15 protein-coding genes and 4 tRNA genes are annotated in these 12,345 nt (G+C 34.6%); 18 read left to right on the forward strand and 1 reads right to left on the reverse strand.

Going from position 1 to position 12,345, the window contains the following annotated elements; all coding sequences use genetic code 11:
* The first annotated feature begins 28 nt into the window (after window positions 1–28).
* Both ACNQGJ_RS05135 and ACNQGJ_RS05140 read left to right on the forward strand, forming a co-directional pair.
* Entirely contained in the window at window positions 29–1,309 is a 1,281-nt protein-coding gene (locus tag ACNQGJ_RS05135) for a DUF2851 family protein (RefSeq protein WP_417969425.1), read from the forward strand.
* A gap of 54 nt (window positions 1,310–1,363) precedes the next feature.
* Window positions 1,364–1,591 carry a PspC domain-containing protein gene (locus tag ACNQGJ_RS05140; RefSeq protein ID WP_417969423.1) on the forward strand — a complete coding sequence of 76 codons (228 nt, stop codon included), beginning with the start codon at window positions 1,364–1,366 and terminating at the stop codon, window positions 1,589–1,591.
* A gap of 74 nt (window positions 1,592–1,665) precedes the next feature.
* On the opposite strand, the gene ACNQGJ_RS05145 is transcribed toward ACNQGJ_RS05140, so the two are convergent.
* On the reverse strand, window positions 1,666–3,144 hold the full coding sequence (locus ACNQGJ_RS05145; RefSeq protein WP_417969421.1) for an amino acid permease: 1,479 nt from the start codon (window positions 3,142–3,144) through the stop codon (window positions 1,666–1,668).
* Window positions 3,145–3,516: 372 nt separating this feature from the next.
* Between ACNQGJ_RS05145 and ACNQGJ_RS05150 the strand changes: the two genes are divergently transcribed.
* The 16 genes from ACNQGJ_RS05150 (at window position 3,517) to rplL (ending at window position 12,240) form a co-directional block, all read left to right on the forward strand.
* Complete coding sequence (locus tag ACNQGJ_RS05150; RefSeq protein ID WP_417969420.1) at window positions 3,517–4,311, forward strand: ComEA family DNA-binding protein; 795 nt, start codon at window positions 3,517–3,519, stop codon at window positions 4,309–4,311.
* 164 nt (window positions 4,312–4,475) lie between these two features.
* On the forward strand, window positions 4,476–5,645 hold the full coding sequence (locus tag ACNQGJ_RS05155) for an acyl-CoA dehydrogenase family protein (RefSeq protein WP_417969418.1): 1,170 nt from the start codon (window positions 4,476–4,478) through the stop codon (window positions 5,643–5,645).
* Window positions 5,646–5,971: 326 nt separating this feature from the next.
* The gene (rpsU, locus tag ACNQGJ_RS05160) at window positions 5,972–6,166 is read left to right on the forward strand and encodes a 30S ribosomal protein S21 (protein WP_035670421.1); all 195 of its coding nucleotides are present in this window, start codon (window positions 5,972–5,974) and stop codon (window positions 6,164–6,166) included.
* Window positions 6,167–6,235: 69 nt separating this feature from the next.
* On the forward strand, window positions 6,236–7,129 hold the full coding sequence (locus ACNQGJ_RS05165) for a tyrosine-type recombinase/integrase (protein ID WP_417969416.1): 894 nt from the start codon (window positions 6,236–6,238) through the stop codon (window positions 7,127–7,129).
* 35 nt (window positions 7,130–7,164) lie between these two features.
* Window positions 7,165–7,467: a ribosome hibernation-promoting factor, HPF/YfiA family gene (gene hpf, locus ACNQGJ_RS05170; protein WP_417969414.1), complete on the forward strand. Its 303-nt coding sequence runs from the start codon at window positions 7,165–7,167 to the stop codon at window positions 7,465–7,467.
* 90 nt (window positions 7,468–7,557) lie between these two features.
* A tRNA-Thr gene (locus ACNQGJ_RS05175) sits at window positions 7,558–7,631 on the forward strand.
* 33 nt (window positions 7,632–7,664) lie between these two features.
* Window positions 7,665–7,745 (forward strand) — tRNA-Tyr (locus ACNQGJ_RS05180).
* Between the two features lie 71 nt (window positions 7,746–7,816).
* Window positions 7,817–7,888 (forward strand) — tRNA-Thr (locus tag ACNQGJ_RS05185).
* 54 nt (window positions 7,889–7,942) lie between these two features.
* Complete coding sequence (gene tuf / locus ACNQGJ_RS05190) at window positions 7,943–9,130, forward strand: elongation factor Tu (RefSeq protein ID WP_417969412.1); 1,188 nt, start codon at window positions 7,943–7,945, stop codon at window positions 9,128–9,130.
* Between the two features lie 60 nt (window positions 9,131–9,190).
* Window positions 9,191–9,261 (forward strand) — tRNA-Trp (locus tag ACNQGJ_RS05195).
* Between the two features lie 16 nt (window positions 9,262–9,277).
* On the forward strand, window positions 9,278–9,475 hold the full coding sequence (gene secE, locus ACNQGJ_RS05200; RefSeq protein WP_131908565.1) for a preprotein translocase subunit SecE: 198 nt from the start codon (window positions 9,278–9,280) through the stop codon (window positions 9,473–9,475).
* Window positions 9,476–9,485: 10 nt separating this feature from the next.
* The gene (nusG, locus tag ACNQGJ_RS05205; protein WP_417969409.1) at window positions 9,486–10,037 is read left to right on the forward strand and encodes a transcription termination/antitermination protein NusG; all 552 of its coding nucleotides are present in this window, start codon (window positions 9,486–9,488) and stop codon (window positions 10,035–10,037) included.
* A 68-nt stretch (window positions 10,038–10,105) separates the two neighbouring features.
* Window positions 10,106–10,543, forward strand: coding sequence for a 50S ribosomal protein L11 (gene rplK, locus ACNQGJ_RS05210; protein WP_035639405.1), 438 nt, complete (start codon window positions 10,106–10,108; stop codon window positions 10,541–10,543).
* A 13-nt stretch (window positions 10,544–10,556) separates the two neighbouring features.
* Window positions 10,557–11,246 carry a 50S ribosomal protein L1 gene (gene rplA, locus ACNQGJ_RS05215; protein ID WP_417960970.1) on the forward strand — a complete coding sequence of 230 codons (690 nt, stop codon included), beginning with the start codon at window positions 10,557–10,559 and terminating at the stop codon, window positions 11,244–11,246.
* Window positions 11,247–11,268: 22 nt separating this feature from the next.
* Window positions 11,269–11,781 carry a 50S ribosomal protein L10 gene (rplJ, locus tag ACNQGJ_RS05220; RefSeq protein ID WP_417969407.1) on the forward strand — a complete coding sequence of 171 codons (513 nt, stop codon included), beginning with the start codon at window positions 11,269–11,271 and terminating at the stop codon, window positions 11,779–11,781.
* Between the two features lie 90 nt (window positions 11,782–11,871).
* Window positions 11,872–12,240 (forward strand): 50S ribosomal protein L7/L12, encoded by a 369-nt coding sequence (gene rplL, locus ACNQGJ_RS05225; RefSeq protein WP_143389578.1) that lies wholly within the window; start codon window positions 11,872–11,874, stop codon window positions 12,238–12,240.
* Window positions 12,241–12,345: the final 105 nt, after the last annotated feature.

The following is a 12,345-nucleotide window of genomic DNA, read 5'->3' on the forward strand; positions in this document are numbered from 1 at the left end:
CAAGTGTATCTCTATTATCTGAAAAAAAATGAAAGAAGATTTTCTCCATTACCTCTGGAAGTTTAAGAAGTTTGACATTCTAAATTTAAAAACGGTTAACAACGAGAATGTCACAATTGTTACTGTGGGTCAATATCTTGAATTAGCTGGTCCTGATTTTTTTAATGCTCAGATAGTCATTGGTATTCAAAAATGGGCTGGAAATGTAGAAATTCATTTAAAATCTTCTGATTGGTATGTGCACCATCACGAGCAAGATGCGGGATATGAAAACGTAATTTTGCATGTAGTTTGGGAACATGACGGAGCAGTTTTTAGAAGTGACAATTCTGAAATTCCAGTTTTAGAATTAAAAAAATACGTTGATAAAGCGACTGTAGAAAACTATCAGTCTTTGATGGCCCCAAAATCATGGATTTTTTGCGAAAAACAACTAAAAGATCTAGATGCGTTTACTTTGCAAAACTGGCAAGAGCGTTTGTTTTTTGAACGTTTGGAAAGAAAATCTCAACCCATATTTGATTTATTGGAGAAAACCAATCAAGATTGGGAAGGAGTTTTGTTTTGTTTGTTAGCTAAAAATTTTGGTTTAAATACAAATGGTGAGCTCTTTTATAAAATGGCGCGGTCTATTCCTTTTTCAATAATTAGAAAAGAATGTTTTGTAGCGGAAAATTTGGAAGCATTGATTTTTGGTGCTGCAGGATTATTGGATTCTGAAAAAGAAGATAACTACTTCAAGGATTTAAAATTCAGGTATTTCTACTTGTTGCATAAGTATCAAATGGAGAAAACTTGTTTAGAACCAGTTCAGTTTTTTAAGCATCGTCCTGATAATTTCCCAACAGTACGACTCTCGCAATTAGCTAATTTGTACTATTGTCATCAGAATTTATTTTCAAAAATAAGTAGCTTAAATTCATTAAAAAGCACTTACGAGTTGTTCCAAATTACGGCTTCGGAATATTGGCAAAACCATTATCAGTTTGATAAAGAAAGTCCGAAAAAAAAGAAACCGCTATCTAAATCTTTCATTGATTTGATTGTTATAAATACTATTATTCCCATTCAATTTGCTTTTGCAAAAAGCCACGGAAAAGAAATTTCGGAGGATTTAATACGTTTGTTAAATGAAGTTGCACCAGAAAAAAATGCTATTATTGATAAGTTTAATTCTTTCGGGATTGTTTCAAAAAGTGCTTTTGAGACGCAGTCATTACTCCAACTCAAGAATGAATATTGTAACAAAAGTAAATGTTTAGAGTGTAGTGTTGGAATAGAATTGTTGAAAAAACAATTAGTGGTTTAGCAACGCCGTCAATTGGATAATTTGTAATTTTGTATATAACTAATAATTCATAAAATGTCAGCAATTATAAAACTTAAGTTTTTTTTTGAGAAACACGGTTTCCATGTTTCGTCGCGTTTAGCTGATACTTTGGGAATGCGTGCCAGTAGTGTGCGACTTTTTTTTATCTATTTGTCTTTTGTTACCGTTGGATTATGGTTTGCGGTATATCTCACGTTAGCTTTTTGGATGCGTTTGAAGGATTTAATTCGGGCAAAACGGACTTCTGTCTTTGATTTGTAAATTAATGTAAATAAAAAAAGGGATTATAGCGTACTTCAATACGCTATAATCCCTTTTTTATTTATGCTAAAAATTTATTTGTCAGGATTGTTTAACTTACTTTTTTTCTTTCCGTAGGCGAAATATATAACAACTCCAATAATCATCCAAATTGCAAGTCTTTCCCAACTTTCAATTGGTAAGCCAGCCATCAAGATTAGACAGATGATAACTCCTAGAATAGGAAATACTGGTACAAATGGTACTCTAAAACCTCTTACTGCATCGGGATTAGTTTTTCTCATTACAACAACTCCAATACATACAAGAGCAAACGCAAATAATGTTCCTATACTTACCATATGACCTAGGTCTGACACAGGAACAAATCCAGCAAATATACTAACAAAAACCATGAAAAGGAGGTTTGTTTTGTATGGTGTTCTATTTGTTGCATGTAATGTACTGAAAAATTTAGGTAATAATCCATCAATACTCATACTGTAGAAAACCCTACTTTGCCCCATCAACATCACTAACATTACAGAGGTATATCCTGCAATAATCGCAATTGTTAATGCTGAGTTTAAAAACGTGTAACCTGTCTTAGCAAACGCTGTAGTTACAGGGCTTGCGTCACCTTTAAAGTTAAGGTAGTTTTCTAAACCAGTTAAAACAAAAGCAAACAGAACATATAAAACGGTACAAATTATCAGCGATCCTAATATACCAATTGGCATACCTTTTTGTGGATCTTTTGCCTCTTGTGCAGCTGTAGAAACAGCGTCAAATCCTATAAATGCAAAAAACACAACTCCTGCACCCCTTAGAATACCACTCCAACCATAATGACCAAAGTAATCGCTACTAAAGAAATTTAAAAATGTCATTTTTCCTGAGCTCAAAAGGGCTTCACCTTCATTTACAGGAATAAATGGAGTATGATTCGCTCCATCCATAAAACCCCATCCTATACCAATGAATACAATAACAACAGTTACTTTTAGGATAACCAAAATATTATTTAATAAAGCAGATTCTTTTGTACCTCTAATTAATAGTAGAGAGAGGGCAAAAATAATTAATATGGCGGGTAAATTAATGAATCCTGGTTTCTCATCCCATGGCCCATGGAGGATCTCTTGGGGAATATGGAGTCCATAATTGCCGAGGAATTTATCTACGTATTGAGACCAGCTCACTGCTACGGTTGCGGCTCCAAGAGCATATTCAAGAACTAAATCCCATCCAATAATCCACGCAACAAATTCTCCCATTGTGGCATAAGAGTATGTGTAAGCGCTTCCTGCTACTGGGATCATAGATGCAAATTCAGCGTAGCACAATCCAGCAAAGGCACAACCTACGCCTGCTAAGATGAAGGATAGAGTTACTGCAGGGCCTGCATTATCTGCGGCTGCGATTCCTGTTAAAGAAAATAATCCTGCTCCAATAATTGCTCCAACTCCAAGTGCTACTAATGAACGTGCAGACAAAGTTCTTTTTAATCCTTTTTCAGATTCTGATGCTTCATTTAGCAATACCGAAAGGGGTTTAGTTTTCCAAATTGACATGGGTTATATGGTTTTGTTTGTTATTAAGCCCCAAATGTATTGTTTTTTATAAAAAATAAAAACAATAATTGAATTTTAAGTTGCAAAAAAGTAATTTCACTATCTTTATTTGGAGTTTAGCCTAAGAAAAAACTTTTTTTAATTGTAGCGGCGCGAAGTTTTACTTTATTTTGAAATAAGTTTATTTCTTTCAACTATTTTTTGTCAGAAAGTACTAGGTCAGGATTTAATTTATAAATTTAGGAAACTTTATGTACGATACTAATCCTGATATTTTAAATGAATTTTAAAACAGTCCAAACTTTCTTCAATTTCACGCGAGAGCAACGCACGGGTATTTTCGTGTTATTCGCAATCATAATTCTTTTGCAAATGATTTATCTTTTTGCAGACTTTAGTTTTGAAACCAAAGAATATCCGGATAAGCAAAAATGGCTTTCCCTGCAATCTAAAGTTGATTCCATGAAAATAGAGGATAGCAGAAAGTTGCCTAAAATTTATCTTTTTAATCCTAATTTCATAACGGATTATAAAGGATACAAATTAGGAATGTCAGTAGAGGAGATTGATCGCTTGTTGGTTTTTAGAAAAAATAATAAATACGTTAATTCAGCTAAAGAGTTTCAAAATGTAACCAAAATTTCGGATTCATTGTTGAATATGATAAGTCCGTATTTTAAATTTCCAGATTGGGTAAATAATAAGAAAGAATTTAAAGAATTTAAAAAGCGGCCATATGAGGCTTTCGCCAAAAAAGAAAAAATTGTTTTAATCGATATAAATCTGGCGACTAAGGAGGATTTGATTAAAATCTACGGAATAGGTGAGTCGATTTCTTTGCGAATTTTAAAACAAAAAGAAAGTTTAGGTGGATTTGTTTCTATGGATCAAATGAAGGATATTTGGGGATTATCTCCCGAAGTGGTTGAAAATTTAATAACGCATTTTAAAGTTTCGGAAGTACCACGATTTAAAAAAATAGAGATCAATAACGCTTCGTTGAAGGAGCTTTCACAGTTTCATTATTTCAGATACACGCTGGCTAAGGAAATAGTAACGTACAGGAGTATGTACGGAAATATTAAGGATATTGAGGATTTAACAAAAATTAAGGGATTTCCTGTTGATAAAGCAAAAATAATTGGCTTATATTTGGACTTTCATTAGAAGTATCAAGCCTACAGCTGTGGATAGTTATCGTAATACATTTTAAAATAGATGCGTTACTTTTTTATTTACTACTGTTTTGACCGTTAAAAAAACGAAAACTGAAACATCACTGCATCATTATGGTTTCAATTAATACTATTTGTTAAAAAAATATATAATATATGAATTCAATTTATTTTACGGAAGAACACCAAGCATTTAGAGAAAGTTTAAAAGATTTTTTGAAGAAAGAAGTTGTTCCTCATGTTGAAAAGTGGGAAAAAACAGGTACGATAGATCGTTTTATTTGGGAGAAATTTGGCGAGATGGGGTACTTTGGTCTTGCGTATCCAGAGGCTTATGGCGGTCTAGATCTAGATTTATTTTATACTGTTATTTTTCTGGAAGAATTACAAAAAATTAAGTCGTCCGGTTTTGCTGCTGCAATGTGGGCTCATGCATATTTAGCGATGACCCATTTGAATGTAGAGGGTGACGAAAGAATAAAGCAAGACTACTTAGCGCCAAGTATTGCTGGAAAGAAAATAGGCGCTTTATGTATTTCAGAGCCTTCTGCGGGTAGTGATGTTGCGGGGATGCGCACTAATGCCGTGAAAAAAGGAGATAAATATATTATTAATGGTTCTAAAACATTTATTACAAACGGTGTGTATGCAGACTATTATATTGTTGCAGCAAAAACTAATCCTGAACTGGGTAATAAAGGGATTAGCATCTTTTTAATGGATACTGGTTTAAAAGGTATATCAGCTGTCAAGCTGGATAAATTAGGTTGGAGAGCATCCGATACAGCTGAAATCGCCTTTGATAACGTAGAGATTCCAGTAGAAAACTTAATGGGTGAAGAGGGAAAGGGATTTCCTTATATCATGCAGCATTTTTCTTTGGAGCGTTTAATCATGGCGATCAACGCACATGCTAGAGGAGAATATGCGATAGATTATGCGATAGATTACATGTCGCATAGAGAAACTTTCGGAAAAAAAATCAGTAAGTATCAGGCATTGAGACATACGCTTGTTGAGCATGCAACAGAGGTAGAACATTGTAAGGTGTTTAATTATGCGGCAGTCGCTCGTTTAAACAAAGGAGAATATGTTGTAAAAGAGGCGACTATGGCTAAACTGAAGTCGACAAAAGTTGCAGATGAGGCTATTTATAGCTGTTTGCAAATGTTAGGTGGTTATGGTTATATGGAGGAGTATCCACTGGCTCGTTTGTTTAGAGACAGTCGTCTAGGACCAATAGGCGGAGGAACTTCAGAAATTCTTAAAGAGATTTTAGGAAAAATGATCATTGATAATAAAAATTATGAGCCAGCAGTAAAGTAGGTTGGCCTTGATACGATTATGTCCAGAGCGCATCAGTTTTTCTTAACGTGATGCTTTAGGTTTAACAAAGTGGATTTTCATAAAGTGAAAAAAGAGTCAATTTATTTTTTGACTCTTTTTTTTGTATCAAAGATAGTGGTAGAAATCCTGTACTGGTACATCGCTATGGAAAAGATTGCTGTAAATAGAATGACATCAAATGAAAATGGTATTATGATATGGAATTGATGTTTTACAAGCACACTCGAAATAAATTTGCAATTCGTAACTCAAAATTCAAAATATTGTTTACTTTTGCACACTTAAAGAAAGGGGGTGTCTATATTATGTTAATTATACCAATTAAAGACGGAGAAAATATTGATAGAGCGTTAAAACGTTACAAAAGAAAATTTGATAAAACAGGAACTGTTCGTCAACTAAGAGCACGTACTGCTTTTATTAAGCCTTCAGTAACAAATAGAATCAAAATTCAAAAAGCGGCTTATATCCAAAATATGAGAGATAACTTAGAGAGTTAATCAATATCTATTAAATAAAGTACCGTTAGTCATCTAAATTTTATAAATTTGATGCTAACGGTTTTTTTTATGAATAACAAAAATGCATTTCGGGATTACCTGCTATTGGAGAAGAAATATTCGCCACATACTGTAAATGCTTATCTGAATGATATTAGTTTCTTCGAATCATTCAATAAAAATCAATTTAATCAAGAAAGCATTGAGCATGCAAATTACGGCCAAATCCGATCTTGGATAGTTGCTCTTGTAGACGATGCCATTTCGAACGTATCTGTCAATAGAAAAATAGCTTCTTTAAAAGCATTTTACAAATTTCTATTAAAAATTAAGCAAATAGAAGTGAGTCCGTTGTTAAAGCACAGAGCGTTAAAAACTACCAAAACGCTCCAAATCCCATTTTCGGAAAAAGAAGTTTTAAATGTGCTAGATCACATGCAAAATCCAGTGGGTTTTGAAGAAATACGTAACAAGCTTATCATCGACTTGTTTTATACCACGGGAATACGAAGGACTGAATTGATTCATTTGAAGTTAGGCGATGTTAATTTGTCTGGTACTACCATTAAGGTGCTTGGTAAAAGAAACAAGGAAAGAATACTTCCTGTTTTGCCAATAATTTTAGCGCAATTCTCGTTGTATTTAAATGAGCGATTGTGCCTGGATTCGGTTATGGATTGTGAATATTTATTTCTCACAAAAAAAGGGTTAAAATTAAATGATTCTTTTGTGTATCGATTAATAAATTCTTACTTTAGTACTGTCTCGGAAAAAGTAAAAAAGAGTCCTCATATATTGAGGCATAGTTTTGCAACGCATTTGTTAAACAATGGAGCGGATTTAAATTCAGTTAAGGAATTATTAGGACATTCAAGTTTGGCATCAACCCAAGTGTATACGCACAATAGTTTAGCAGAATTGAAAAGTGTGTATAAAGAGGCGCATCCACGAGGCCGGAAGTGATTTTGAAAAATGTTTAACTATTAAAAAAATTGATTATGAAGGTATGTGTTCATGCAGTTAACTTTACTGTTGACAAAAAGCTAGTAGATTTTGTTCAAGAAAGAATGGACAAGTTGGAAAAGTATTATGACAAAGTTGTATCAGCAGATGTTTTTTTGAAAGTTGAAAAGACAAGTGATAAAGAAAATAAAATTGCAGAGTTAAAGATTAATGTTCCTGGAGATGATTTTTTGGTAAAAAAGCAATGTAAAACTTTTGAAGAGGCAGTTGAACTTTCGGCAGAATCTTTGCAAAGAATGTTAGTTAAACGGAAAGAAAAAATAAGTTCGCACATTTAATATGAATTTTTTTAAAAAAATGTTTTGTTTGAGAGATAAAATCTATACATTTGCAGTCCGTTAGAAATAGCGGACTTTTTTTATTGATTCGCCAGCGTAGCTCAGTTGGCTAGAGCAGCTGATTTGTAATCAGCAGGTCGTGGGTTCGAGTCCCTCCGCCGGCTCAAGACCGTGAAGGTTTGACGATAAAGGAAGTAGGGGAGATACTCAAGCGGCCAACGAGGGCAGACTGTAAATCTGCTGTGTGAACTTCGCAGGTTCGAATCCTGCTCTCCCCACGATGAATGTTTTAAATATTAAATTATAAGTTTAAGCGAATTTAAAATTCAACATTTAAAATTAATTCTCTGCCGACTTAGCTCAGGGGTAGAGTGCTTCCTTGGTAAGGAAGAGGTCACGGGTTCAATTCCCGTAGTTGGCTCAAGTAAGTAGGAAATAGAAATTAATATATAACTAAGATTAAAAATTAAGTAAAATGGCAAAGGAAACCTTTAACCGTAACAAGCCCCACTTAAACATTGGTACAATTGGGCACGTGGATCACGGAAAAACGACATTAACAGCAGCAATCACAAAAGTGTTATCTGATGCGGGTTACTGTCAAGCAAAATCATTTGATCAAATTGATAATGCTCCTGAAGAAAAAGAAAGAGGTATTACAATTAATACATCTCACGTTGAGTACGAAACTGCGAATCGTCACTACGCACACGTTGACTGTCCAGGTCACGCGGATTACGTAAAAAACATGGTTACTGGTGCTGCTCAAATGGACGGTGCTATCCTTGTTGTAGCTGCTACAGATGGACCAATGCCACAAACACGTGAGCACATCCTTTTAGGTCGTCAAGTAGGTATTCCTAGAATGGTCGTATTCATGAATAAAGTGGATATGGTTGATGATGAGGAATTATTGGAACTTGTAGAAATGGAAATTAGAGACTTATTGTCTTTCTATGAATATGATGGAGATAATTGTCCAGTTATTCAAGGGTCAGCTCTTGGAGGATTGAATAATGATCCAGCTTGGGTACCAAAAATCATTGAATTAATGGCTGCTTGTGATTCATGGATTGAAGAGCCTGTTCGTGATACAGCAAAACCATTTTTGATGCCAGTTGAAGATGTATTTACAATTACTGGTCGTGGAACTGTTGCTACAGGTCGTATCGAAACTGGTATTGCTAATACAGGAGATGCTGTTGAAATCATTGGAATGGGAGCTGAAAAATTGACTTCTACTATTACAGGAGTTGAGATGTTCCGTAAAATCCTTGATAGAGGTGAAGCAGGAGATAACGTTGGTTTATTATTGCGTGGTGTTGATAAAGAATCTATCAAAAGAGGAATGGTTATCATTAAGCCAGGTTCAGTTAAACCACATGCTACTTTCAAAGCAGAGGTGTATATCTTGAAAAAAGAAGAAGGTGGTCGTCATACGCCATTCCATAATAACTACCGTCCACAGTTCTACGTTCGTACAACTGACGTAACAGGAGTTATTACTTTGCCAGAAGGTGTAGAGATGGTAATGCCAGGAGACAACTTAACTATTAACGTTGCTTTGTTAAGCCCAATCGCTATGAGCGTTGGTTTACGTTTTGCTATCCGTGAAGGTGGTAGAACAGTAGGTGCGGGTCAAGTAACTGAAATTGTAGGATAATCTACTAAAAATAAATTTAAAAAATAGTGTCGTTCAGCGATGACACTATTTTTTTATTCTACGGGCGTAGTTCAAGGGTAGAATAGCGGTCTCCAAAACCGTTGATGGGGGTTCGAATCCCTCCGCCCGTGCAAAAAATAAATCATAATGACAAAAGTTGTTAATTACATATCAGAAGCATTTGAGGAATTAAGGTCAAATGTGACTTGGCCAGCTTGGCCTGAGGTACAACGTCTAACGATTGTTGTTGCTGTTTTTTCAGTATTATTCGCTTTGGCAACTTGGGGAGTAGATGAAATTTTCGCAAAAGCTTTGGCTGGATTTTTTAACTGGATAAAAGCATAATTTTTTTGTTATGGCAGATAATAATATTAAGAAGTGGTATGTTGTTAGGGCGGTAAGCGGGCAAGAAAATAAAGTGAAAGCTTATATTGAAACCGAAATTGCACGACTAGGAATGGGAGATTATGTTTCGCAAGTTTTAGTGCCTACTGAAAAAGTAGTTACCGTAAAAGAGGGAAAAAAAATAATCAAAGACAAAGTTTATTTTCCTGGTTATGTTATGATTGAAGCCAATCTTATCGGAGAGATACCGCATATTATCAAATCTATAACGAGTGTTATTGGTTTTTTAGGCGAAATAAAAGGTGGAGAGCCTGTACCATTGAGAATTTCTGAAGTAAACAGAATGTTAGGTAAAGTAGATGAGTTGGCTGTAAGTACAGATACTCGTTCTATTCCTTTTAACATTGGTGAGACTATCAAGGTTGTTGATGGACCTTTTAATGGTTTTAACGGAACTGTTGAAAAAATCAATGAAGAAAAGCGTAAACTAGAGGTGATGGTTAAGATTTTCGGAAGAAAAACACCATTAGAGCTTAGTTTTATGCAAGTTGAAAAAGTATAATTTTTTGTTACATCTATAATATCCATTACAATCGCTTCCAATGATTGTAGTGTTAAATTTTTTAAAAAATGGCTAAAGAAATTAGTAAGGTAGTTAAACTACAAGTTAAGGGAGGTGCTGCGAACCCGTCGCCACCGGTTGGACCTGCTTTAGGAGCTGCTGGGGTAAACATCATGGAATTCTGTAAGCAATTTAATGCTAGAACTCAAGATAAACCCGGCAAAATATGCCCAGTGCAAATTACTGTGTATAAAGACAAATCATTTGATTTTGTTGTAAAAACTCCTCCAGCGGCAGTCCAGTTATTGGAAGCTGCAAAGCTAAAGTCAGGATCTGGTGAACCAAATCGTAAAAAAGTAGCTAGCGTTACTTGGGATGTTATCAAAGCAATAGCTGAAGATAAAATGGTAGATTTAAATGCATTCACAATCGAATCTGCTATGAGCATGATCGCTGGAACAGCTAGATCTATGGGTATAACTGTATCAGGAGATTCTCCTTTTTAATTAAGAGAAAGACATGGCAAAATTGACAAAAAAGCAAAAAGAGGCTGCTTCAAAAATTGAAAAGAACAAATTATACTCTTTAAAAGATGCAGCTGCATTAATAAAAGTAATTGCTTCTGCAAAATTTGATGAGTCTGTTGATATCGCAGTTCGATTGGGTGTAGATCCAAGAAAAGCGAATCAAATGGTAAGAGGTGTGGTAACATTACCTCATGGAACTGGTAAAGATGTTAAAGTATTAGCATTAGTTACTCCAGATAAAGAAGCGGAAGCTTTAGCGGCTGGTGCAGACTATGTGGGTCTTGACGATTACTTGCAAAAAATTAAAGACGGTTGGACAGATGTTGATGTAATTATCACAATGCCTTCTGTTATGGGTAAATTAGGTCCATTAGGTCGTATTTTAGGACCTAGAGGTTTAATGCCTAACCCTAAAACAGGTACTGTAACTATGGATGTTGCAAAAGCTGTTCAAGAGGTAAAAGCTGGTAAAATTGACTTTAAAGTTGATAAAACTGGTATAGTGCATGCAGGAATTGGTAAAGTTTCTTTCGGAACGGAACAAATTGTTGACAATGCTCACGAAATTATTCAAACATTAATCAAACTTAAACCAACTGCGGCTAAAGGAACTTACATTAAAAGTATTTACCTAACTAGCACTATGAGTCCTGCAATTGCTTTGGACCCAAAAGCAGTATAATTGGTGGTTAAAAATTTTTAGTATGACTAGAGAAGAAAAATCAATCGCGATTGAAGTTTTAACTGCACAGTTAGCTGGTACAAACATTGTTTATGTATCTGATATTTCTGGAATGAATGCAGAAGCAACTTCAAACTTGAGAAGAGCTTGCTTTAAAGCAGGTATTAAATTAGAAGTGGTAAAAAACACTTTGCTTGCAAAAGCAATGGAAGCATCGGCTAATGATTATGGAGAATTGCCTTCAGTTTTAACAGGTAATAGTGCTATATTCATTGCTGACATAGCAAACGCTCCTGGTAAGATAATCAAGGATTTCAGAAAAAAATCAGCTAAACCTATTTTAAAGGGAGCTTATATAAATGCTGAAGTTTATATTGGGGACGATCAATTAGATGCATTAGCAACTATTAAATCTAAAGAAGAGCTTATCGGCGAACTTATTGGATTATTGCAGTCACCAGCACAGAGAGTTATTTCTGCTCTTCAAAACCAATTTGCAAAAAGCGAAGAAGTTACCGAAGAAGTGGAAGCATAATAAAACGGACTTTATAGTCAAAGTTTTATATTAAAAAGCGCACAATAAATAAATTATATTTTTACAAATCATTTTAAAACGATAGAAAAAATGGCAGATTTGAAACAATTCGCAGAACAATTAGTTAACCTGACGGTAAAAGAAGTTAACGAATTAGCAACAATATTAAAAGATGAATACGGAATCGAACCAGCTGCTGCAGCTGTAGTAGTTTCAGGTGGTGGAGAAGCTGCTGCTGAAGAAGTTCAAACTGAATTTACAGTAGTATTAAAAGAAGCAGGTCCTTCTAAATTAGCTGTTGTGAAAATGGTAAAAGAACTTACAGGTTTAGGTTTGAAAGAAGCTAAAGATGTAGTTGATAGCGCTCCAAGTAATGTTAAAGAAGGTGTTTCTAAAGATGAGGCTGAAGGTCTTAAAAAATCTTTAGAAGAAGCTGGAGCTGTTGTTGAGCTAAAATAGTTAAACTCAGTTTAAAGAATTAGGTTTAGGTCTTGGGTTTAGTCGCCCAATGACCTAAACCATTTTTCGTATAACAAAAGTCTACCTTGTATAATTACATAATAG

It is taken from the genome of Flavobacterium cryophilum (genome assembly GCF_048286555.1).
Taxonomy (GTDB): Bacteria; Bacteroidota; Bacteroidia; order Flavobacteriales; family Flavobacteriaceae; genus Flavobacterium.

Coding starts and splice junctions, on each gene's coding strand:
- ACNQGJ_RS05135 (WP_417969425.1), top strand. CDS start 29: ATGAAAGAAGATTTTCTCCATTACCTCTGGAAGTTTAAGAAGTTTGAC.
- ACNQGJ_RS05140 (WP_417969423.1), top strand. CDS start 1,364: ATGTCAGCAATTATAAAACTTAAGTTTTTTTTTGAGAAACACGGTTTC.
- ACNQGJ_RS05145 (WP_417969421.1), bottom strand. CDS start 3,144: ATGTCAATTTGGAAAACTAAACCCCTTTCGGTATTGCTAAATGAAGCA.
- ACNQGJ_RS05150 (WP_417969420.1), top strand. CDS start 3,517: ATGATTTATCTTTTTGCAGACTTTAGTTTTGAAACCAAAGAATATCCG.
- ACNQGJ_RS05155 (WP_417969418.1), top strand. CDS start 4,476: ATGAATTCAATTTATTTTACGGAAGAACACCAAGCATTTAGAGAAAGT.
- rpsU (WP_035670421.1), top strand. CDS start 5,972: ATGTTAATTATACCAATTAAAGACGGAGAAAATATTGATAGAGCGTTA.
- ACNQGJ_RS05165 (WP_417969416.1), top strand. CDS start 6,236: ATGAATAACAAAAATGCATTTCGGGATTACCTGCTATTGGAGAAGAAA.
- hpf (WP_417969414.1), top strand. CDS start 7,165: ATGAAGGTATGTGTTCATGCAGTTAACTTTACTGTTGACAAAAAGCTA.
- tuf (WP_417969412.1), top strand. CDS start 7,943: ATGGCAAAGGAAACCTTTAACCGTAACAAGCCCCACTTAAACATTGGT.
- secE (WP_131908565.1), top strand. CDS start 9,278: ATGACAAAAGTTGTTAATTACATATCAGAAGCATTTGAGGAATTAAGG.
- nusG (WP_417969409.1), top strand. CDS start 9,486: ATGGCAGATAATAATATTAAGAAGTGGTATGTTGTTAGGGCGGTAAGC.
- rplK (WP_035639405.1), top strand. CDS start 10,106: ATGGCTAAAGAAATTAGTAAGGTAGTTAAACTACAAGTTAAGGGAGGT.
- rplA (WP_417960970.1), top strand. CDS start 10,557: ATGGCAAAATTGACAAAAAAGCAAAAAGAGGCTGCTTCAAAAATTGAA.
- rplJ (WP_417969407.1), top strand. CDS start 11,269: ATGACTAGAGAAGAAAAATCAATCGCGATTGAAGTTTTAACTGCACAG.
- rplL (WP_143389578.1), top strand. CDS start 11,872: ATGGCAGATTTGAAACAATTCGCAGAACAATTAGTTAACCTGACGGTA.